The organism is Pseudomonas sp. S30, from assembly GCF_016518545.1.
GTDB lineage: Bacteria > Pseudomonadota > Gammaproteobacteria > Pseudomonadales > Pseudomonadaceae > Aquipseudomonas.
Map to the genome: position 1 here is coordinate 132,031 of NZ_JACVTO010000006.1, position 18,018 is coordinate 150,048.

At 64.2% G+C, this 18,018-nt stretch carries 20 protein-coding genes; 8 read left to right on the forward strand and 12 right to left on the reverse strand.

Translation table 11 applies throughout. The features are described 5' to 3' along the window. Positions 1-92: 92 nt before the first annotated feature. Positions 93-806, forward strand: coding sequence for a UTRA domain-containing protein (locus IAE34_RS09155; protein ID WP_200138558.1), 714 nt, complete (start codon positions 93-95; stop codon positions 804-806). Between the two features lie 18 nt (positions 807-824). Here IAE34_RS09155 and IAE34_RS09160 read toward each other — a convergent pair whose 3' ends face one another. The 7 genes from IAE34_RS09160 to minC all read right to left on the reverse strand — a co-directional run bounded on the left by IAE34_RS09160 (position 825) and on the right by minC (position 7,373). Then, positions 825-2,978 (reverse strand): mechanosensitive ion channel family protein, encoded by a 2,154-nt coding sequence (locus IAE34_RS09160; RefSeq protein ID WP_200138559.1) that lies wholly within the window; start codon positions 2,976-2,978, stop codon positions 825-827. 44 nt (positions 2,979-3,022) lie between these two features. Continuing rightward, complete coding sequence (locus tag IAE34_RS09165) at positions 3,023-3,190, reverse strand: hypothetical protein (RefSeq protein WP_200138560.1); 168 nt, start codon at positions 3,188-3,190, stop codon at positions 3,023-3,025. Between the two features lie 117 nt (positions 3,191-3,307). Then, positions 3,308-4,597, reverse strand: a complete 1,290-nt coding sequence (locus IAE34_RS09170; RefSeq protein ID WP_200138561.1) for a M18 family aminopeptidase — start codon at positions 4,595-4,597, stop codon at positions 3,308-3,310. A gap of 103 nt (positions 4,598-4,700) precedes the next feature. Further along, positions 4,701-5,336 (reverse strand): RluA family pseudouridine synthase, encoded by a 636-nt coding sequence (locus IAE34_RS09175; RefSeq protein ID WP_200138562.1) that lies wholly within the window; start codon positions 5,334-5,336, stop codon positions 4,701-4,703. A gap of 112 nt (positions 5,337-5,448) precedes the next feature. Further along, positions 5,449-5,703 (reverse strand): cell division topological specificity factor MinE, encoded by a 255-nt coding sequence (gene minE / locus IAE34_RS09180; protein ID WP_200138563.1) that lies wholly within the window; start codon positions 5,701-5,703, stop codon positions 5,449-5,451. Between the two features lie 3 nt (positions 5,704-5,706). Beyond that, positions 5,707-6,519 carry a septum site-determining protein MinD gene (gene minD / locus IAE34_RS09185; RefSeq protein WP_200138564.1) on the reverse strand — a complete coding sequence of 271 codons (813 nt, stop codon included), beginning with the start codon at positions 6,517-6,519 and terminating at the stop codon, positions 5,707-5,709. Positions 6,520-6,614: 95 nt separating this feature from the next. After that, on the reverse strand, positions 6,615-7,373 hold the full coding sequence (gene minC / locus IAE34_RS09190) for a septum site-determining protein MinC (protein ID WP_200138565.1): 759 nt from the start codon (positions 7,371-7,373) through the stop codon (positions 6,615-6,617). Between the two features lie 111 nt (positions 7,374-7,484). Between minC and IAE34_RS09195 the strand changes: the two genes are divergently transcribed. Further along, positions 7,485-8,417, forward strand: a complete 933-nt coding sequence (locus tag IAE34_RS09195; RefSeq protein WP_200138566.1) for a lipid A biosynthesis lauroyl acyltransferase — start codon at positions 7,485-7,487, stop codon at positions 8,415-8,417. A 185-nt stretch (positions 8,418-8,602) separates the two neighbouring features. Here IAE34_RS09195 and IAE34_RS09200 read toward each other — a convergent pair whose 3' ends face one another. Together IAE34_RS09200 and IAE34_RS09205 are read right to left on the reverse strand one after the other, a co-directional pair. Beyond that, complete coding sequence (locus IAE34_RS09200) at positions 8,603-9,358, reverse strand: MlaA family lipoprotein (RefSeq protein WP_233631051.1); 756 nt, start codon at positions 9,356-9,358, stop codon at positions 8,603-8,605. A 22-nt stretch (positions 9,359-9,380) separates the two neighbouring features. Then, positions 9,381-10,679: a serine/threonine protein kinase gene (locus IAE34_RS09205; RefSeq protein ID WP_200138568.1), complete on the reverse strand. Its 1,299-nt coding sequence runs from the start codon at positions 10,677-10,679 to the stop codon at positions 9,381-9,383. 225 nt (positions 10,680-10,904) lie between these two features. Here IAE34_RS09205 and IAE34_RS09210 point away from each other — a divergent pair, with 225 nt between their 5' ends. Beyond that, complete coding sequence (locus tag IAE34_RS09210) at positions 10,905-11,285, forward strand: hypothetical protein (RefSeq protein ID WP_200138569.1); 381 nt, start codon at positions 10,905-10,907, stop codon at positions 11,283-11,285. A gap of 12 nt (positions 11,286-11,297) precedes the next feature. Here IAE34_RS09210 and IAE34_RS09215 read toward each other — a convergent pair whose 3' ends face one another. After that, a complete protein-coding gene (locus tag IAE34_RS09215; RefSeq protein WP_200138570.1) occupies positions 11,298-12,854 on the reverse strand; it encodes a glycoside hydrolase family 17 protein in 1,557 nt (518 codons plus the stop codon). A gap of 209 nt (positions 12,855-13,063) precedes the next feature. On the opposite strand from IAE34_RS09215, the gene IAE34_RS09220 reads away from it, so the two are divergent. From IAE34_RS09220 to IAE34_RS09230, 3 genes are all read left to right on the forward strand, one after another. After that, positions 13,064-13,927, forward strand: a complete 864-nt coding sequence (locus tag IAE34_RS09220) for a glycine betaine ABC transporter substrate-binding protein (protein WP_200138571.1) — start codon at positions 13,064-13,066, stop codon at positions 13,925-13,927. A 207-nt stretch (positions 13,928-14,134) separates the two neighbouring features. Further along, positions 14,135-14,446, forward strand: coding sequence for a DUF485 domain-containing protein (locus IAE34_RS09225; protein WP_200138572.1), 312 nt, complete (start codon positions 14,135-14,137; stop codon positions 14,444-14,446). Further along, the gene (locus tag IAE34_RS09230) at positions 14,443-16,107 is read left to right on the forward strand and encodes a cation acetate symporter (protein WP_200138573.1); all 1,665 of its coding nucleotides are present in this window, start codon (positions 14,443-14,445) and stop codon (positions 16,105-16,107) included. Before IAE34_RS09225 ends, IAE34_RS09230 begins: the two co-directional genes overlap by 4 nt. 76 nt (positions 16,108-16,183) lie before the next feature. On the opposite strand, the gene IAE34_RS09235 is transcribed toward IAE34_RS09230, so the two are convergent. Then, positions 16,184-16,336, reverse strand: a complete 153-nt coding sequence (locus IAE34_RS09235) for a DUF3309 family protein (protein WP_110736482.1) — start codon at positions 16,334-16,336, stop codon at positions 16,184-16,186. A 224-nt stretch (positions 16,337-16,560) separates the two neighbouring features. Here IAE34_RS09235 and IAE34_RS09240 point away from each other — a divergent pair, with 224 nt between their 5' ends. Then, a complete protein-coding gene (locus IAE34_RS09240; protein ID WP_200138574.1) occupies positions 16,561-17,373 on the forward strand; it encodes an SDR family oxidoreductase in 813 nt (270 codons plus the stop codon). A 132-nt stretch (positions 17,374-17,505) separates the two neighbouring features. Next, the gene (csrA, locus tag IAE34_RS09245; RefSeq protein WP_200138575.1) at positions 17,506-17,706 is read left to right on the forward strand and encodes a carbon storage regulator CsrA; all 201 of its coding nucleotides are present in this window, start codon (positions 17,506-17,508) and stop codon (positions 17,704-17,706) included. Here the strand turns inward: csrA and IAE34_RS09250 are convergent. Continuing rightward, positions 17,694-17,930 carry a YheU family protein gene (locus tag IAE34_RS09250; RefSeq protein ID WP_200138576.1) on the reverse strand — a complete coding sequence of 79 codons (237 nt, stop codon included), beginning with the start codon at positions 17,928-17,930 and terminating at the stop codon, positions 17,694-17,696. The two genes, csrA and IAE34_RS09250, sit on opposite strands and share 13 nt — an antisense overlap. Positions 17,931-18,018 lie beyond the last annotated feature (88 nt).

Sequence of the window (18,018 nt, forward strand, 5' to 3'; positions counted from 1 at the left end):
TCACGGGATGTTCATGGGCGCTGCCTAGGCTGGTCGGCAGTGTCCGAGCGCCCCCTGACAGGGCCTGGACTAGTCCACACAGGTAACTTTCGATGCAGTCGACCCCGGCCCGCGCGGTCACGACCATTTGCCAGGCCTTGCAGGAGCAGATCGAGCACGGTTTGCTGGTGCCCGGTGGCAAGTTGCCGGCCGAACGCACGCTCAGCGAGGTCTTCGCCACCACGCGCATCACCTTGCGCGAAGCACTGGTGCAACTGGAGGCCCAGGGCCTGATCTACCGGGAAGAGCGCCGCGGCTGGTTCGTCGCCCCCGAGCGCCTGACCTACGACCTGATCGAGCGCAGTCATTTCCATGCCATGGTCCTGGATCAGGGGCGTGCGCCGGCCACCGAGCTACTGTCTGCCCGGTTGCAGCCGGCCTCGGCCGTCATCTGCGCGCGCTTGCGTCTGCCGGCGCTGTCCAGCGTGGTGCGCATCTGTCGGTTGCGGCGGATCGATGGGCGAGGGGTGCTGTACGCCGAACACTACCTCAATCCCCGCTATTTCCCAGGCATCCTGGAGCTTGACCTGGGCCAGTCGCTGACCGAAACGTATGCCCGCGACTATGGCATTCGCTACGGCCAGGTGGGTTTCGAGATCGTCCCGACCGCGTTACCCCAGGCGGCGGCCAATGCGCTGCGGGTCTCGACCGGCAGCCCGGGACTGCACATCACCCGGGTCAATAGCGATCAGCATGGGCACCTGATCGACTGCGACCTGGAGTACTGGCGACACGATGCGATTCGCATCCGTGCGTGCGCGGGATGAGGCACACCGCCCGGCTGTTCAGCCGGAGGTCTGCGCCGGCGTGACCGCACCGCCACCGGCCGTCACCACCTGCACCGACAACCGTGGCGTCGCCAGATCCAGGCCTGCTTCGTCGAGCTGGCGCTTGAGTGCCAGGTTGAACGCCCGGGACACCTCCCACTGCTTGATCGGCGCGGTCTTGAAGCGCGCCCGCAGGATCGCCGAGCCGGACTCGAAACTCTCGACGCCCTGCAGCTCCAGCGGCGACCAGATGTTGCGGCGCATCAGCGGGTCGCTGCGCAGCTTCTGGCCCACTTCACGGATCAGGGTGATGGCCTGGTCGATGTTCATGTTGTGGGGGATCGCCACGCGGAAGATGGCGTAACCGAACTCCCGCGAGTAGTTCTTGATGCTCTTGATCTCGCTGAAGGGAATGGTATGCACGATGCCATCGATGTCGCGCAGGCGCACGGTGCGGATGGTCAGGCCCTCGACCGTACCCAGGTGGCCACCCAGGTCCACATAGTCGTCGATGGCCAGGCTGTCCTCGATGATGATGAACAGACCAGTGATCAGGTCCGCCACCAGCGATTGCGCACCGAAGCCGATCGCCAGGCCGATGACACCGGCACCGGCCAGCAGCGGCGTGACGTTCATGCCCATGTTGGCCAGGGCGACGATCACCGCGATGATGAAGATCGCCACGAACAGCACGTTGCGGATCAGCGGCATCATGGTCTGCGCACGGGCGTTGGCCATCCCGCGACGGGAGCGGATCAGGGCATGATGCACCGCGGTATCGGCGAGGATCCACACCAGCCAGGCGGCGATGAGTGTCCCGCCCAGGCCCATCAGGCGCACGCTGACGTCATGGCCTTCGCCCTCGGCGAAGCTGATCATCGACAGCCCCCACACGCGCAGGCCCAGCTCGATGAACAGCAGCCAGATGAACAAGTGCACCAGCGCATAGCCGAAGTTCTGCAAGCGCTCGGCGTACACCGCATGCCGCTTGTTGGCGTGCGCCGGCTTGGCGGCGTGGCGCCGCACCAGGCCGTTGAGCACCATGCACACCACGACCAGCACGGTGCACATCAGCGACTGGCGCAGGGCGGTGCTGGTGTCCCCGGCGGACACGAAGGTGGCGAACAGCGAGATGCCGACCAGAATGAGCGCCGGCACGTACCAGAAGCTGCCGAGCAGTTCGATGGTGTCGCTCAGGGTGCGGCGGGTAAGGCGTCGCGACAGCGGCTGGTTGCGAATCAGATGGGCGATCGGGCGGCGGAAACGCAGGATGAACAGGCCCGTGCACAGGGCTGCCAGCACGTTGGTGACCGTGGCGATGGCATGGGCCAGGTGGATGCCCAGGGCACTGGTCAGGCGTGGGTCGCTCATCGCCTCGCCGAACGCGGCGAAGCTGCCGATCAGCCACAGCGGGTTGAATGCCCGATGTCGCAGGATGTGCAAGGCACGGTGGCGGTGCGGGCCGTCGAGCAGTGAGAAGGCGATCACGCAGATCGCCGAGAAGCAGGTGCCGATGACCAGCGCATAGGCCAGTACCATGGCCAGGGACTTGCCCAGCGACGGCGGCAGGGCGAAGCTCAGGTACACGGTGAAGATCAGCGCCACCAGCCAGGGCCCGAGCTTGCGCAGGGCGAAGCGCACCAGGTCCCAGGTGCGCGGATGCTGGGGTAGCTCTTCGGTGAGGCCGAAACGAATCCGCACCCGGTGGCCGATCCAGTTGAAGGCATAGGCCAGCAGGCTCCACACCAGGATCACCGCGGCGAAGCCGAACAGGATCGCCGGCCACTGGTGCACCGGCACCACCAGCGCGGCCAGCTCGGCCTTGGCCTGCTCCAGCTCCTGGGACCAGCGCACGAACGGGCTGGCGTCGCCGCTGAACTGCTGTTCGAAGTCGTGCAAGGCGCCGCCGATCAGGCCAAGCACACCTTGCTCGACACTGGGCTGGGACTGCTTGCTGGCATCGCGCAGCTTCTTCAGGTCGGCCAGCAGCTTGGCCCGCTGCTGGTCGTTCTCAAGGTTCTTGATCACCTCGTCGAGCGATTTGCTCAAGGGTTCGCTGGCCTGGGGCTGCGCCGGCGCGCTGCTGCCCAGCAGACCGGGCAGGCCCGCCGCGTGGACTGGAGCGACGAAGATCAACAGCAGCAGGGCAAGGCAACGCAGGAAGGCTGGCACCGGGAAATCTACCTCAGGTCAATCGATCGACCGAGTGTAATGAGTTATGCGGGAAGTTTCTCCAGGATCGTCCAGCACGTGATGGCGAAGATGCCCAACGTACCGATCCACATCATCACCACGCCGACGTTGCGTGCGCGCAGGGTGAAACCGACGGTGAGCAGGAACAGGAACAGCAGCACGGGCAGGAACAGGGAGAAGAATGGCGACATGAACAGGATCCTTCTGTTGTCGTGGAAATGGCCCAGGATTCATCGCGGGCCAATCGCTCTGGCGAACCGCCGCTCCCTGGCGGGCGCGGCAGCTGGCCGAAGGCGTGGATCGCGTGGTCAGGGCAGTTCGCGGCTGCGATAGAACGCCGTCAGCACCTTCACCAGGTGCGCCAGGTCTTCGCTGCCGCACAGCTCGCGGATCGAGTGCATGGCGAACGTGGGCAGGCCGATGTCCACGGTGCGCACGCCCAGGTGGCTGGCGGTGATCGGACCGATGGTCGAGCCACAGCCCATGTCGCTGCGCACCACGAAACTCTGCACCGGCACTTCCTCGGCCATGCACAGGTGGCGGAAGAACCCGGCAGTCTCGCTGTTGGTGGCATAGCGCTGGTTGCTGTTGACCTTGATCACCGGACCGGCATTGAGCTTGGGGCCGTGGTTGCCATCGTGCTTGTCGGCGTAATTGGGGTGCACCCCATGGGCGTTGTCGGCCGAGACCAGCAGCGAGCGCTGGATGCTGCGCACGTACTCGTCGCCGTCGGGCAGCAGCCGCTGCAGGGTCTGCTCCAGCATCGGGCCGTCGGCGCCGCAGGCCGAACAGGAGCCGATTTCCTCGTGGTCGGTGCATACCAGCACGCAGGTCTCGTCGCTGTCGGCCTCGATCAGCGCCTGCAGGCCGGCATAGCACGACAGCAGGTTGTCCAGGCGCGCGCCGGCGATGAAGTCACCGTGCAGGCCGATCACCGCCGCGTCCTGGGTATCGTAGAAACTCAGCTCGTAGTCGAGCACCACGTCGGCGATCAGGCCATGCTCGCGTGCCAGTTGCTCGGTGAGCAGGGCGCGGAAGTCGACGCGCTCATCGCCGGCCACCTGGGCCAGAATCGGCGGCAGTTCGTTCTGCGGGTTGATCGCCCAGCCGTCGTTGGCGCCGCGGTTGAGGTGGATGGCCAGGTTGGGAATGATGGCGATCGGCAGCTTGAAGTCCACCAGCTGACTCTCCACCTTGCCATCGCGGCGGAAGGTGACCCGGCCGGCCAGCGACAGGTCGCGGTCGAACCAGGGGGCGAGCAGGGCACCGCCGTACACCTCCACGCCCAGTTGCATGAAGCCGTGGCGCTGCAGCTCGGGCTGCGGCTTGACCCGCAGGCACGGGCTGTCGGTATGGGCACCGACCAGGCGCATGCCGCCGATCAGTGGCGAGTGTCTGCCCAGGCGGATGGCGATGATCGAGGAGTCGTTGCGGGTGACAAAGTAGCGTCCGCCGGGAACCGTCGCCCAGCTGTCGCGCTCGTCCAGGCGCTGGTAGCCCGCTGCCTCCAGGCGCTTGGCCAGGCTAGCGGTGGCGTGGAAGGGCGTCGGGGAGGCCTTGAGGAATTCGATCAGGCCGGTGTTCAGTGCTTCGCGCATAACTCACTCCAGGTTCGAGCTTCAAGCGGCAAGCTGCAAGCTTCAGGCAAAGACCGCGCCTGGGCAAGCGCTCTGGCGCGGTTCTTGGCGATTGCCTGCACGTTCAGAAGGGGGCAGGGCACTCGAACTTCAGGCGCTGCCCGCTGACCGGGTGGGTGAAACTGAGCATCGAGGCATGCAGGCACAGTCGATCATGGGCGGCCAAGGCCTCCGGGTTGGCATAGAGACGATCGCCCAGCAAGGGATGGCCGATGGACAGCATGTGCACGCGCAACTGGTGCGAGCGCCCGGTGATCGGCGTGAGTTCCACCCGGCAATGATCGGTATGACGTGCCAGGACCCGCCAGAAGGTGAGGGCGTGCTTGCCTTGCTGGTGATCGACCACGTGGCGCGGCTTGGTCGGTGGGTCGTAGCGCAGGGGCAGGTCGATGCTGCCGCTGTCCAGTGCCGGCTGGCCCCAGCACAGGGCTGTGTAGGCCTTTTCGGTTTCCCGGTCGTGGAACTGGCGGGACAGCTCGCGGTGGCTGTCGGCATCGCGGGCCAGCAGGATGATGCCAGACGTTTCCCAATCCAGGCGGTGGACGATCAACGCCTCCGGGTAGCCATTTTCCTGCAAGCGGGTGATCAGGCAGTCCTTGTTGTCTTCGGCACGTCCTGGCACCGACAGCAGCAGCGTCGGTTTGTTGATCACCAGGACAGCAGCGTCCTGATGGAGGATCTGGATGTTCGACAGCGGCATTACGGGGTCTCTGCATGAAACACCGGGGCTGCTGCACAACCCTTTCGCAGCGCCAGGCCCAGGCCTCGCTTCACGAAAGGGCTGCACAGCAGCCCCGGTGTTCAACGCCGAATCAACGATCCGGCAGGGTGATGTTCAGTTCGAGGATCGAGCAGCTGCCCTGGCTTTCCAGTTCGATATGCACGTCATCGTTGCCGATGTTCACATATTTGCGGATGACTTCGACCAGCTCCTGCTGCAAGGCCGGCAGGTAGTCAGGGGTGCTGCGCTGGCCACGCTCGTGCGCCACGATGATCTGTAGACGCTCTTTCGCTACCGACGCTGTCGTCTGTTTTTGTCTGCCACGAAAGAAGTCAAGAAGGTTCATGTTTTATTTGCCTCCAAACAAGCGCGCGAAGAATCCTTGCTTTGGCACTTCGATGAAGCGCAGCGGCTTGGGCTTGCCCAGCAGGCGCTCGACCGTGTCGCTGTAGGCCTGGCCGGCATCGCTTTCCTCGTCGAGAATGACCGGCACGCCCTGGTTGGAGGCCTTGAGTACGGCCTGAGACTCGGGGATCACGCCCAGCAGCTCGACCGAAAGGATCTCCTTGACGTCCTCGACGCCGAGCATCTCGCCTTTCTCGACGCGCTGGGGATGGTAACGGGTGATCAGCAGGTGTTCCTTGATCGGGTCCTCGCCCAGTTCGGCGCGGCGGGACTTGCTCGACAGCAGGCCGATCATGCGGTCCGAGTCGCGTACCGACGACACTTCCGGGTTGGTCACCACGATCGCTTCATCGGCGAAGTACATCGCCAGGTGCGCGCCTTTCTCGATACCGGCGGGAGAGTCGCAAACCACGAAGTCGAACTGCTCCTTGAGCTCCATCAGCACCCGTTCCACGCCTTCCTGGGTCAGCGCATCCTTGTCGCGGGTCTGGCTGGCGGCCAGCACGTACAGGTTCTCGATCCGCTTGTCCTTGATCAACGCCTGCTGCAGGTTGGCCTCGCCATTGACCACGTTGACGAAGTCGTACACCACGCGGCGTTCGCAGCCCATGATCAGGTCCAGGTTACGCAGGCCGACGTCGAAGTCGACGATCACCGTCTTGTGCCCACGCAGTGCGAGACCGGTACCGATGGCGGCGCTGGTGGTGGTCTTGCCCACACCCCCTTTGCCGGAAGTAACCACGAGAATCTTGGCCAAGGTGTTTCACCCCTAAATAAATGGGACCTGAGGTCCCAGCAAATGCAAAGAAGGCAACGTAGGAAATGTTGCACTTAAAATGTCGGCAGTATCCGTTAAAGGCGGGTGATGTTCAACACGTCGCCGACCAGGCTGACCTGCACGCCCGAGCCCCACAGCGGGTCGCGGCGCAGGTCTTCGCACACCTTGTACTGGCCGGCGATGGAGACCATTTCGGCGGTCATCTGCTGACAGAAGATCCTCGCCCGGGTGTTGCCCTTGATACCGGCCAACGCGCGGCCACGCATTGCGCCGTACACATGGATGTTGCCATCGGCGAGAAGTTCCGCACCTGGGCTGACCGACGCGGTCACCACCAGGTCGCCGCCCTGGGCGTAGACCTGCTGACCGCCGCGCACGGGGCTGGTGATGATCCGGGTGGGACGTACCTCGGGTTCGGCCGGTGGCGGCGGGGGCGCGGGCGGCTCGGCCTTCTTCACCTCAGGCTCGGGCTCCAGCGGCCGCTCGCGAGCGCCGGAGGGCGGCAGCACGGGCAGGTCGATGGCAATGGCGGCAGCGATGTCCTCGATGCGGCTGGCGCGAATGGCCAGGGTGCGCAGGCCGTGGTGACGGCAGATGCGCATCAATCCAGGCAGGTCGATCGCGCCTTCGCCGGGCGGCAGCTTGTCCAGCGCCAGCACCAGCGGAGTGTTGCTGAAGAAATTCGGGGCCTGCGCGACCTTCGCCGCCAGTTGGCGGTCGAGGGCCTGGAGGTCGTTGTGCGCCAGTTCGAGCACCGTGATCGCGAGCATGCTGCCCTTGAGCTGGAACACGTTGGCGGAATCGGGGGTCTGATGGGGGCTCATGGTCTGCATAGACGACTTGTAGGCGAAAAAGTGCCCTGACTTATAGCGATAAGACCGATTGCCCGCAACCTGTGGCCAAAGGTTGTAGAATGCCGGGCCCTCGTTCTGTCGGAAGCTTCAATGGATCGCCCGCGTTTTCGTCCCTCTTTCCTCCATCCAAGATTCTGGGCCCTCTGGGTGGGCCTGGGCCTGCTGTGGCTGGTGGTGCAGTTGCCCTACCGGGTCCTGCTGCGCCTGGGCAGCGCCCTGGGCGCGCTGATGTACCGGGTGGCCGGGGAGCGCCGACGCATCGCGGCGCGCAACCTGGAACTGTGCTTTCCGGAACGTTCCTTCGACGAGCGACAACGCCTGTTGAAGGCGAACTTCGCCTCGACCGGGATCGCCTTCTTCGAAATGGCCATGAGCTGGTGGTGGCCGAAGGCTCGACTCGCCCGGCTCGCGCACATCGAAGGCCTGGAGCATTTGCAGACCGCGCAGCAGCAGGGTCAGGGCGCCATTCTCATGGCGGTGCATTTCACCACGCTGGAAATCGGCGCAGCGTTGCTGGGTCAGGCGCACACCATCGACGGCATGTACCGCGAGCACGGCAACCCGGTCTTCGATTTCATCCAGCGCCGGGGTCGCGAGCGGCACAACCTCGACTCGCTGGCCGTGGAGCGTGACGACGTGCGCGGCATGCTCAAGCTGCTGCGCGGCGGGCGGGCGATCTGGTATGCGCCGGATCAGGACTACGGCACCAAGCAAAGCCTGTTCGTGCCGCTGTTCGGCATTCCCGCGGCCACCGTCACGGCGACCACCAAGTTCGCCCGGCTGGGCAAGGCTCAGGTGATTCCGTTCACCCAGGAGCGGCTGGCGGATGGCAGCGGCTACCGACTGGTCGTTCACCCCGCGCTGGAGCACTTCCCCGGCGAAACCGAGGAGGCCGACTGCCTGCGCATCAATCAGTGGGTCGAAGGCGTGCTGCGTGCGTGTCCTGAGCAGTACCTGTGGGCGCATCGACGCTTCAAGTCCCGCCCTGAAGGGGCGCCACGGCTTTATGAGAAGAAGCGCTGAGCGCCGCGTGATCAGTGGGCGTCCAGCCCATTTCGGTCGATATCGGTGCTGTGACAGGAGCGGGGCGCCCGGCGCGAGGCCGCCGCCAATGGCCTTGAGCCTGGTCACATCGACCAGGTCGTGGCGCCACGCTCATTCGACCCGATTATCGGCCTCATCGTCTCGAGCGAGCGTGGCCAGCTTGCCTACTCGGCGACCTGCAGCTTGCGCGCCTGGGTATACACGTAGCGGATCTTCTCGTACTCGAACGGCGAGTTGGTCTGGCCGTAGCGGAAGTTGGTGGTGTAGCGGCGGTCGATGGCTTTCAGCAGGGTGATCTCAGGGTGGTCGCTACTGGTTTGCGCGACGTCCAGGAAGTTGGCCTCCCGCTCGCCCACGTAGTCCACCACCAGGCCGGTGGTGTCGCGCAGGTTGGACGGGCCGAAGATCGGCAGCATCAGGTACGGACCTTCCGGCACGCCGTAATAGCCCAGGGTCTGGCCGAAGTCTTCGCTCTGGCGCGGCAGCCCCATCTTGGTGGCCGGATCCCACAGCCCGCCGACGCCGATCAGGGTGTTGAACATCAGCCGTGCCGTAATTTCCGCCGAACGCTTGCCCTTGAGCTGCAGCAGGCTGTTGAACAGGTTGGGTACGTCGCCGAGGTTGTTGAAGAAGTTGCTCACGCCGGTGCGCACGAACTGTGGCGTGACGTAGCGGTAGCCGTCCACCGCCGGGATGAACACCCATTGGTCGAAGCGATAGTTGAAATGGTAGATGCGCCGGTTCAGCGACTCGAGCGGGTCGTAGACGTTCAGCGCGGCCAGGGTCGAGCGCTCGAACTCGCGTTGGTCTAGGCCGGGGTTGAATTTGAGCTCGCGCATCGGGTCGAGAAAACCGTCGGCCTCGACGACACTGGTCCGCGGCGCGGTTTCCGCCGCCAGGGCGCTGGTGCTGATGAGCAGGGCGAGGGCAAGTACGAGTCTGTCAGCCACGGAAGAACTCCAGCATGTCATTGGCGTTGACACGGTAGTTGAGGTTGCCGCAATGGCCGCCGTGTGGGTAAAGGGTCAGCCTGTCGCCGAACACCTTGCGCAGGAAACCGATGTCGCCCGGGCCGAGGATGACGTCGTCGGCGTTGTGCATCACGGCGATCTTCGGGCTGTTGCGCAGGTAGTCGGCGAGCGAGTACAGGCTGACCTGATCGATCAGTTGCAGCAGGTTGTTGCCATCGGTGCGCGCCCGCCACATGGGGATCACCTGCTCGGTCAAGTAGCAGTCGAAGTCGCACTGCAAGGCGCGCTTGAAGAAGGGCGTGAGGCTGGTGCTTTCGGTGATCGGGTACTTGGGCGGAATGATCAGCCCGCGGCGGTTGATCAGGTCGGAGGTGAAGGCGATGTCGGCGGCCGAGAACCGGAACGAGGTGCCGATCAGCATGGCCATCTGCTCGTTGGAGAGGTGCTCGCGCGACTGCTGGAAGTCGTACAGCAGCGCGTCGTTGAGGTCGACGAAGCCCTTGTCCTGGAAGTAGCGGGTGAGCTTCTCCAGCATCAACTCATAGAAGGTGGTGCTGTGGTCGATGCCCTTGACCTGGGTCTGCACCATCTTGTCCAGGTTGTTGATCGAGGTGTACAGGTTCACCGGCGGGTTGAGCAGCAGTACGCGCTTGAAGTTGAAGCTGCGACGGGTCTCGTCCAGGTGGCTGACGAAGGCTGCGTCGAGCGCGCCCAGGCTGTAGCCGGTGAGGTAGAAGTCGCTGACCGGCAGGCGCGGATGTTGAGCACGGACCGATTGCATGACCCGGTACAGGTCCTCGGCGTCTTCGCGGCTGATGCCGGGGGTGGCGAAGCGCGAGGCGGCGCTCATGAAGTCCCAGCTGGTGGGCGAGGACAACTGCACCACGTGGTAGCCGGCCTGGTAGAACAGTTTCTTCAGGTATTCGTTGATGGTGCTGCTGTAGGGCGCGCCGGTGCCGGCGATGATGAACACCAGGGGTGCCTTGTGATCCTGGCGTGCCAGGCGGTAGCGCAGTTTCTTCACCGACCAGAAGTTGTCCGGCAGGGTGAACTCGCGCTCCGGACGCAGCCTGAGGCTGTAGTCGGACTGGTCGATGTCGTCATCGCTGGGCAGCGTGGGCCGCTGGTCGGGCGGCGTGGTGGCGATGGTCGCTTCGAACGGGTTGGTCAATGGGTAGCCATAGGTGGCTGGATCAACGTCCCGGGCGGAGGCGGCCGAAGCCAGAAGCAGGCCGCACAGCAGGGCGACGAAGCGCAACGGTCGAAGCATGGAGAGTCCCCCAGGAGACGGCAAAGGCAGTGTGGAGCTAGGACCACTGCGATGATGGCAAAGTTGCCTGTCGCGCAGTCGTTTGTCGTGGCAGATGTTGCCGCGAAGTTGGCTGGCGCGGCAATGGTCGTTATCGCGATCCTGCCAGCGTCCTGTCAAGGGCACTTGCGCGGCCACCGGGGAGGATTATCCTGAACGCCGATGACATTTGTTCTGGAGCCTTGGATGAACCGTTCGTTGCCCGTGATCGCCCTGTTGCTGCTGGTGGCGATGGGGCTTGCCGCCAGTTATAGCGTGCGTTATGGCCTGATGGAGGACGGTCAGTGGGTGGGCCTGTGTGCGGTGCCGACCGAGCATTGGCAGTGTCAGGTGCGCGCCACTCTGGGTCTGTGGATCCATTTCCAGTGGATCGGTTGGTCGGCATTGACGCTGGCCGTGATCAGTCAATTCGTATCAGGCCGCGTCGGCAAGTGGCTGGCGGTGCTGGCACTGCTGGCCGGGCTACCGGCGCTGGTGCTCTACACCGCCAGCCTGGCGGTGTTCGCGGTGGTGCTGGCGGGGTTGCGCCTGGTCAGGTCCCACGGTGCAGCGCACTTGCCCGGCTGAAGGGCGCGTCGCTCAGACCCTGCGCAGGCTGCGCCACAGCGCGGCGACCATCAGCCCGCTGACGGCGGCCCAGATCCACGCCTGCGGGTTGTACAGGCCCTCCTGGTACAGTTGTGGCGCAATACCCAGCCCGACGATGCTGGCCAGCAGCGTCGCTTCGGCTCGACGCACGGGCACCGGGCGCAGCAGGTAGACCAGCGCCGGCATCAGCAGGGCCGCGCTGGGGAAACTGCGGTAGCGGGGGTCGAACACCATCGCCAGCATGCTCACCGCCGCGACGAAGCCTGCAGCCAGCAGCCAGGTGCCCGCGCGCGCCTGAAGCCAGGCGAACAGACGCTGGCGCCAGCCATCGCGGCGGGCCAGCGCCAGTGCGCCATGCAGCACGATGATGCCATTGAGCAGGGCCAGCAGTAAGGCCCAGGCCCACTCCGCGGCAAAGCGCGCCGTGGTCCATGTCAGCTCGCCCCACAGGCCCAGGCTGGCGCTGCCGAGCGCCACCAGCAACGGCATCCCCAGAGCCGCGCGCCGGTTCGCCGCAGGGCCTGTCAGCAGCAGGATCAGCGCCCCCAATCCGGCGCTGGCCATCCACCACCGCGGCCAGTCGGGCAGATTGCTGACCGGTCCTTCGAGCACGCTCTTGTCTTGCCGGTCGGCGTCGTAAAGCCCCCAGTAGCCGCCCACTGCACCCTCGTTGGCACGCTTCCAGGGCTGGTCGAAGGCCTCGATCAGGTTGTAGTGCCAGCCGTAGGTCTCGGCGAGCGCGACGAAGCCTCGGATGAAGCGCGCCTCGTTGACTCGGCTCGGCTTGGCCGTTTCCCGCTGGCGTCCGTCGCTCGGCCAGCCGGTTTCGCCGATCAGAATGTCTTTGGGCGCAAAGCGCTCGCCGAACGTCCTGCGCACATCGGCCACGTGCGCAAGGGCCGCGTCGATGCCGCGCGGGTCGTCCTCCCAATACGGCAGCAAGTGAATGGTGAGAAAGTCCACGGCCGGTGCCACCTGCGGATGTTGCAGCCAGAACTCCCAGACATCGGCGTAAGTGACCGGCACCTTCACCTGAGCCTTCACGCGGGCGATCAGCTCGGCCAGACGCGAACCGGTGACTTCCTTGCGCAGCAGCGCCTCGTTGCCGACGATGACCGCGCTGACCACGTCCGGGTTGGCGTTGGCCGCCTCGATCAGCAAGGCCAGCTCGCGGTCGGTATCGGCCGGATTGGCGTTGACCCAGGCGCCGAGCATCACCTTCAATCCATGCTTGCGCGCCAGCGCCGGGATCGCCTCCAGCCCGCTCATGGAATAGGTGCGAATGCACTGGAAACGTTGCGCCAGCAGTGCCAGGTCGGCGTCCATGCGCGCCGGACGCAGGCGAAACGGCTGGTCGTAGGGTGACTGGTCCTTGTCGAAGGGGGTGTAGGAAGCGCACTGCAATTTGTGCGTCGGGCTTGCCGCATCGGCAAGCGGCACCGGCCTGCCCAGCCCGTACCAGAGTGCACCCAGACCGAGCAGGGCGACCAGGCAGGCGATCGAGTAAACGAGGGTGGTGCGGCGTGTGCTGGGCATCGAGCGGTCCATCGTCTGGGCGGGTCATCGGAGGCGAGCCGCTGATAGTAGCCCGGCGCAGCGGCTTTTGGCATGCAAGGATCGCGCAGGGCGCCTGGCCGCCATGCCGTTAATGGCCAAGTGCTGTCGCTGATCGTTTCGTGGGGGTCGCTGGCGGAGCAGGTCGCGCTGGCCGGCAGGTCGATGATGCATTCTCCAAGACCTGACGAGGGGACGCTTTGATGGCGACTACTACTAAAAGAATGCGACGTTTCCTGGGCGCTGCCGGCGCCCTGGTCCTGGCCATGGGGGCGACACAGGCCATGGCCAAGGAAGTGAGCATCGGCTACGTGGATGGTTGGTCGGACAGCGTGGCGACCAGCAACGTGGCGGCTGAAGTGATCAAGCAGAAACTCGGATACGACGTGAAGTTGCAGGCCGTGGCCACCGGAATCATGTGGCAGGGTGTGGCGACCGGCAAGCTCGACGCCATGCTGTCGGCCTGGCTGCCGGTGACCCATGGCGAGTACTGGGCCAAGAACAAGGACAACGTGGTCGACTACGGTCCCAATTTCAAGGACGCCAAGATCGGTCTGATCGTGCCGGAGTACGTGACGGTCAGCAGCATCGCCGATCTCAAGGGTAGCAAGGACTTCAAGCAGAAGATCGTCGGCATCGATGCAGGTTCCGGCGTCATGCTCAAGACCGAACAGGCGATCAAGGATTACGATCTGACCGGTTACAAGCTCACCGCAAGTTCCGGCGCCGCGATGACCTCCGAGCTGGGCCGCGCCGAAGCCAAGAAGCAGCCGATCGTGGTGACCGGCTGGGTACCGCACTGGATGTTCGCCAAATGGAAACTGAAGTTTCTCGAAGACCCCAAAGGCGTATTCGGGGCTTCTGAAACGGTCAATAGCATCGGTAGCAAGGAACTGGCGAGCAAGGCCCCGGAAGTGGCGGAGTTCCTCAAGAAGTTCCAGTGGCAGTCCAAGGACGAGATCGGCGAAGTCATGCTGGCGATCCAGGAGGGTGCCAAGCCCGAAGCGGCGGCCAGGGACTGGGTGGCGAAACATCCAGAGCGCGTGAAAGAGTGGACGGGTAAGTAAGTTCGACGCACCCCTCTGAATGCGTACCGACCCGCTCGCGCCTGCAATGGCCTTGCAGGGGCGAGTGGGTCGGCACGTAATCATGACGTTTGTTGCGTGAACGGTAAAACACCGTTGCATCTAAGACTAAGGTCGTCTGGTTGACGTCCACCGGCAGCATACAGTTAACACGGGTACTCCCCTTACTGTGCTGCTAGGACAAAAACAATGAACGACAGCATCTACCGATCGATACAAGACAGTCCGCGTTTCAAGGAACTGGTCAGCAAGCGCGAGCGCTTCGCCTGGATCCTCTCGGCGATCATGCTTGGCCTGTACTGCGCCTTCATCCTCCTCATCGCCTATGGCCCGCATATCCTCGGCGCCAAGCTGAGCCCCGGCTCGTCGATCACCTGGGGCATTCCCATCGGTGTCGGCCTGATCCTCAGCGCCTTCGTGCTCACGGCGATCTACGTGCGCCGCGCCAACGGCGAGTTCGACGAGCTGAACAAGGCGATCCTCAAGGAGGTGCAGCCATGATCCGTCCTGCCAAAGCCCTGGGCGCCCTGGCCTGCGGTGTCTTCGCCCCCGCCCTGTGGGCGGCCGATGCGATCACCGGCGAGGTGCAGAAGCAGCCCTTGAACGTCTCGGCCATCGTCATGTTCCTGGCCTTCGTCTGCTTCACCCTCGGCATCACCTACTGGGCCTCCAAGCGCAACAAGTCGGCTTCGGACTACTACGCGGCCGGTGGGCGTATCACCGGCTTTCAGAACGGCCTGGCGATTGCTGGCGACTACATGTCGGCGGCCTCGTTCCTGGGGATTTCAGCCCTGGTGTTCACTTCCGGCTACGATGGCCTGATCTACTCGATCGGCTTTCTGGTCGGCTGGCCGATCATCCTGTTCCTGATCGCCGAGCGCTTGCGCAACCTGGGCAAGTACACCTTCGCCGACGTGGCCTCCTATCGCTTGGGTCAGAAGGAAATCCGCACCTTGTCCGCCTCCGGCTCGCTGGTGGTGGTGGCGTTCTACCTGATCGCGCAGATGGTCGGCGCGGGCAAGCTGATCGAGCTGCTGTTCGGCCTGGACTACCACGTGGCCGTCGTTCTGGTGGGTATCCTGATGTGCCTGTACGTGCTGTTTGGCGGCATGCTGGCGACCACCTGGGTACAGATCATCAAGGCGGTGCTGCTGCTCTCCGGCGCCAGCTTCATGGCGCTGATGGTGATGAAGCACGTCGGCTTCGATTTCAACACGCTGTTCTCCGAAGCCATCAAGGTTCACGCCAAGGGCGAGGCGATCATGAGCCCGGGCGGCCTGGTCAAGGACCCCATCTCGGCCTTCTCCCTGGGCCTGGCGCTGATGTTCGGCACCGCCGGCCTGCCGCACATCCTGATGCGCTTCTTCACCGTCAGTGACGCCAAGGAAGCGCGCAAGAGCGTGCTCTACGCCACCGGTTTCATCGGCTATTTCTACATCCTCACGTTCATCATCGGCTTCGGCGCCATCCTGCTGGTCAGCACCAATCCAGACTTCAAGGATGCGGCTGGCGCACTGCTGGGCGGCAACAACATGGCTGCGGTGCATCTGGCCAACGCCGTGGGCGGCAGCGTGTTCCTGGGCTTCATCTCGGCAGTGGCGTTCGCCACCATCCTGGCGGTGGTCGCAGGTCTCACCCTGGCCGGTGCTTCTGCGGTGTCCCACGACCTCTACGCCAGCGTCTGGCGCAAGGGCAAGGCCAACGACCGCGACGAGATCCGCGTGTCGAAGATCACCACGGTCGCCCTGGGCGTGCTGGCCATCGGGCTGGGCATCCTGTTCGAGAAGCAGAACATCGCCTTCATGGTAGGCCTGGCGTTCTCCATCGCCGCGAGCTGCAATTTCCCCGTACTGCTGCTCTCGATGTACTGGAAGAAGCTGACCACCCGTGGGGCGATGATCGGTGGCTGGCTGGGGCTGATCAGCGCCGTGGGCCTGATGATCCTCGGCCCGACCATCTGGGTGCAGATCCTGGGTCATGAGAAAGCCATCTACCCGTACGAGTATCCGGCGCTGTTCTCGATGATCATCGCCTTCGTCGGCATCTGGTTCTTCTCGATCACCGACAAGTCCAAGGCGGCCGATGAGGAGCGCGCGCTGTTCTACCCGCAATTCGTTCGTTCGCAGACCGGTCTTGGGGCGTCCGGCGCGGTGTCTCACTGACACGCTTCGTGCAGGACTTACCATGAAAAACGCCCCGGGATGCGGGGCGTTTTTCATGGGCAGGCGCAGGGACGCGTCAGATCCTGCCGAGCAGCAACAGGATCAGCAGCACCACCAGCACGACACCGACGATACCGGACGGGCCGTAGCCCCAGCTGCGCGAGTGCGGGAAGACCGGCAGGCCGCCGATCAGCAGCAGGATCAGGATGATGATGAGGATGGTGGTCATGGCGAAGTCCTTGCGTGGTTTGGGGGTAAAGGGCCATGAACCGCTGGCCTCTTGTAACGTCGGACTGGTGCCGCTTGCGAAAGATTCCATCGGCTGCGCGAGGCGCTGCCAACGCGACCGACTGCCCGGTCATGCCCCTGCATTCACTGCCCTGATGGATCCTGCCCCGCACGCGGCCCTTGATTAGACTCCAGTGCACTTCAATCAGCACAAGGCCTGCCACCATGCAAGACCGCATCATGATCACCGGCGCCGGTTCCGGTCTGGGCCGCGAGATCGCCCTGCGTTGGGCGAGAGAGGGATGGCGCGTGGCGCTGGCCGACATCAACGAGAGCGGGTTGCGCGAGACCCTCGAACAGGTGCGTCAAGCCGGTGGCGAAGGCTTCGTGCAGCGTTGCGACGTGCGCGACTACAGTCAGCTCACCGCGCTGGCCCAGGCCTGCGAGGCGCAATTCGGCGGTATCGATGTGATCGTCAACAACGCCGGCGTGGCCTCGGGCGGTTTTTTCGCCGAGCTGTCGCTGGAAGACTGGGACTGGCAGATCGCCGTGAATCTGATGGGCGTCGTCAAGGGCTGTAAGGCCTTCCTGCCATTGCTCGAGCGCAGCAAGGGGCGCATCGTCAACATCGCCTCCATGGCGGCGCTGATGCAGGGGCCTGGCATGAGCAACTACAACGTGGCCAAGGCCGGCGTGCTGGCGCTGTCCGAGAGCCTGCTGGTGGAATTGCGGCAACTGGAGGTCGGCGTGCACGTGGTCTGCCCGTCGTTCTTCCAGACCAACCTGCTGGACTCGTTCCGCGGTCCGAACCCGGCCATGAAGGCGCAGGTCGGCAAGTTGCTCGAAGGCTCACCGATCAATGCCGCACAGATCGCCGATTACATCCATGCCCAGGTGATGGCGGGCGAATTCCTCATCTTGCCGCACGAGGCCGGGCGCGATGCCTGGCGCGTGAAATGCGAGACCCCGCAGAGGCTTTACGATGAAATGGCGGGCATGGCCGTGAAGATGCGGGCCAAGGCACGCCCTGCCCAATAGCTCCTATCGAGGACGTGTCTGTAGGCGTTTTTACCGAGATATGTAGGCTGGGTCTATTTTACCGACGCATGATTGATAACCGTCCAAGCCCAGAGCAGGCTCGGATTTTCCGTCGTTCTGGAGGATCCGAGCATGCTGGTTATGGGACGAGAGATCGGTGAGGTCATCACCATCGGCGATGATATCCGAATCAAGGTGATGGCCGTCGAGGGTGGGGTGGTGCGCTTTGGCATCAGTGCTCCGCGTCAGGTGACGGTTCACCGGGCGGAGATCCACAAGCGCATCAAGGAGCAAGAGAGCGAGCCGCTGCCGCCGCGCAGTCACTCGGCCTGATCGAGCAGCTCCACCGGCACCTGGTGCCGCGCCAGCAACTGGCATTGCTGGCTTTCGAGATCGAACAGGATGAAGGCCTGACCCTTGGCCAACGCCTGGCGCACGCGCAGCACGCGGGTTTCCAGGGGCGTGTCGTCGCCGTTGTCGGTGCCTTCGCGGGTCACGAAGTCCTCGATCAGGCGGGTCAGGGTCTCGGCTTCGAGTTGGTCGTAGGGAATGAGCATAAGGCCGTCGATTGAGAAGGGGTTGGCGGCATGCTACTGCAAATTCGCCAGGCGCAGGGATCGAAAGGTCAGTCGGCGGTAGAAGGCC

Excerpts from the sequence above, each read along its gene's own strand:
- IAE34_RS09155 (WP_200138558.1), top strand. The coding sequence starts at position 93 with ATGCAGTCGACCCCGGCCCGCGCGGTCACGACCATTTGCCAGGCCTTG.
- IAE34_RS09165 (WP_200138560.1), bottom strand. The coding sequence starts at position 3,190 with ATGTCGCCATTCTTCTCCCTGTTCCTGCCCGTGCTGCTGTTCCTGTTC.
- IAE34_RS09170 (WP_200138561.1), bottom strand. The coding sequence starts at position 4,597 with ATGCGCGAAGCACTGAACACCGGCCTGATCGAATTCCTCAAGGCCTCC.
- IAE34_RS09175 (WP_200138562.1), bottom strand. The coding sequence starts at position 5,336 with ATGCCGCTGTCGAACATCCAGATCCTCCATCAGGACGCTGCTGTCCTG.
- minE (WP_200138563.1), bottom strand. The coding sequence starts at position 5,703 with ATGAACCTTCTTGACTTCTTTCGTGGCAGACAAAAACAGACGACAGCG.
- minC (WP_200138565.1), bottom strand. The coding sequence starts at position 7,373 with ATGCAGACCATGAGCCCCCATCAGACCCCCGATTCCGCCAACGTGTTC.
- IAE34_RS09195 (WP_200138566.1), top strand. The coding sequence starts at position 7,485 with ATGGATCGCCCGCGTTTTCGTCCCTCTTTCCTCCATCCAAGATTCTGG.
- IAE34_RS09205 (WP_200138568.1), bottom strand. The coding sequence starts at position 10,679 with ATGCTTCGACCGTTGCGCTTCGTCGCCCTGCTGTGCGGCCTGCTTCTG.
- IAE34_RS09210 (WP_200138569.1), top strand. The coding sequence starts at position 10,905 with ATGAACCGTTCGTTGCCCGTGATCGCCCTGTTGCTGCTGGTGGCGATG.
- IAE34_RS09215 (WP_200138570.1), bottom strand. The coding sequence starts at position 12,854 with ATGGACCGCTCGATGCCCAGCACACGCCGCACCACCCTCGTTTACTCG.
- IAE34_RS09220 (WP_200138571.1), top strand. The coding sequence starts at position 13,064 with ATGGCGACTACTACTAAAAGAATGCGACGTTTCCTGGGCGCTGCCGGC.
- IAE34_RS09225 (WP_200138572.1), top strand. The coding sequence starts at position 14,135 with ATGAACGACAGCATCTACCGATCGATACAAGACAGTCCGCGTTTCAAG.
- IAE34_RS09230 (WP_200138573.1), top strand. The coding sequence starts at position 14,443 with ATGATCCGTCCTGCCAAAGCCCTGGGCGCCCTGGCCTGCGGTGTCTTC.
- IAE34_RS09235 (WP_110736482.1), bottom strand. The coding sequence starts at position 16,336 with ATGACCACCATCCTCATCATCATCCTGATCCTGCTGCTGATCGGCGGC.
- IAE34_RS09240 (WP_200138574.1), top strand. The coding sequence starts at position 16,561 with ATGCAAGACCGCATCATGATCACCGGCGCCGGTTCCGGTCTGGGCCGC.
- csrA (WP_200138575.1), top strand. The coding sequence starts at position 17,506 with ATGCTGGTTATGGGACGAGAGATCGGTGAGGTCATCACCATCGGCGAT.
- IAE34_RS09250 (WP_200138576.1), bottom strand. The coding sequence starts at position 17,930 with ATGCTCATTCCCTACGACCAACTCGAAGCCGAGACCCTGACCCGCCTG.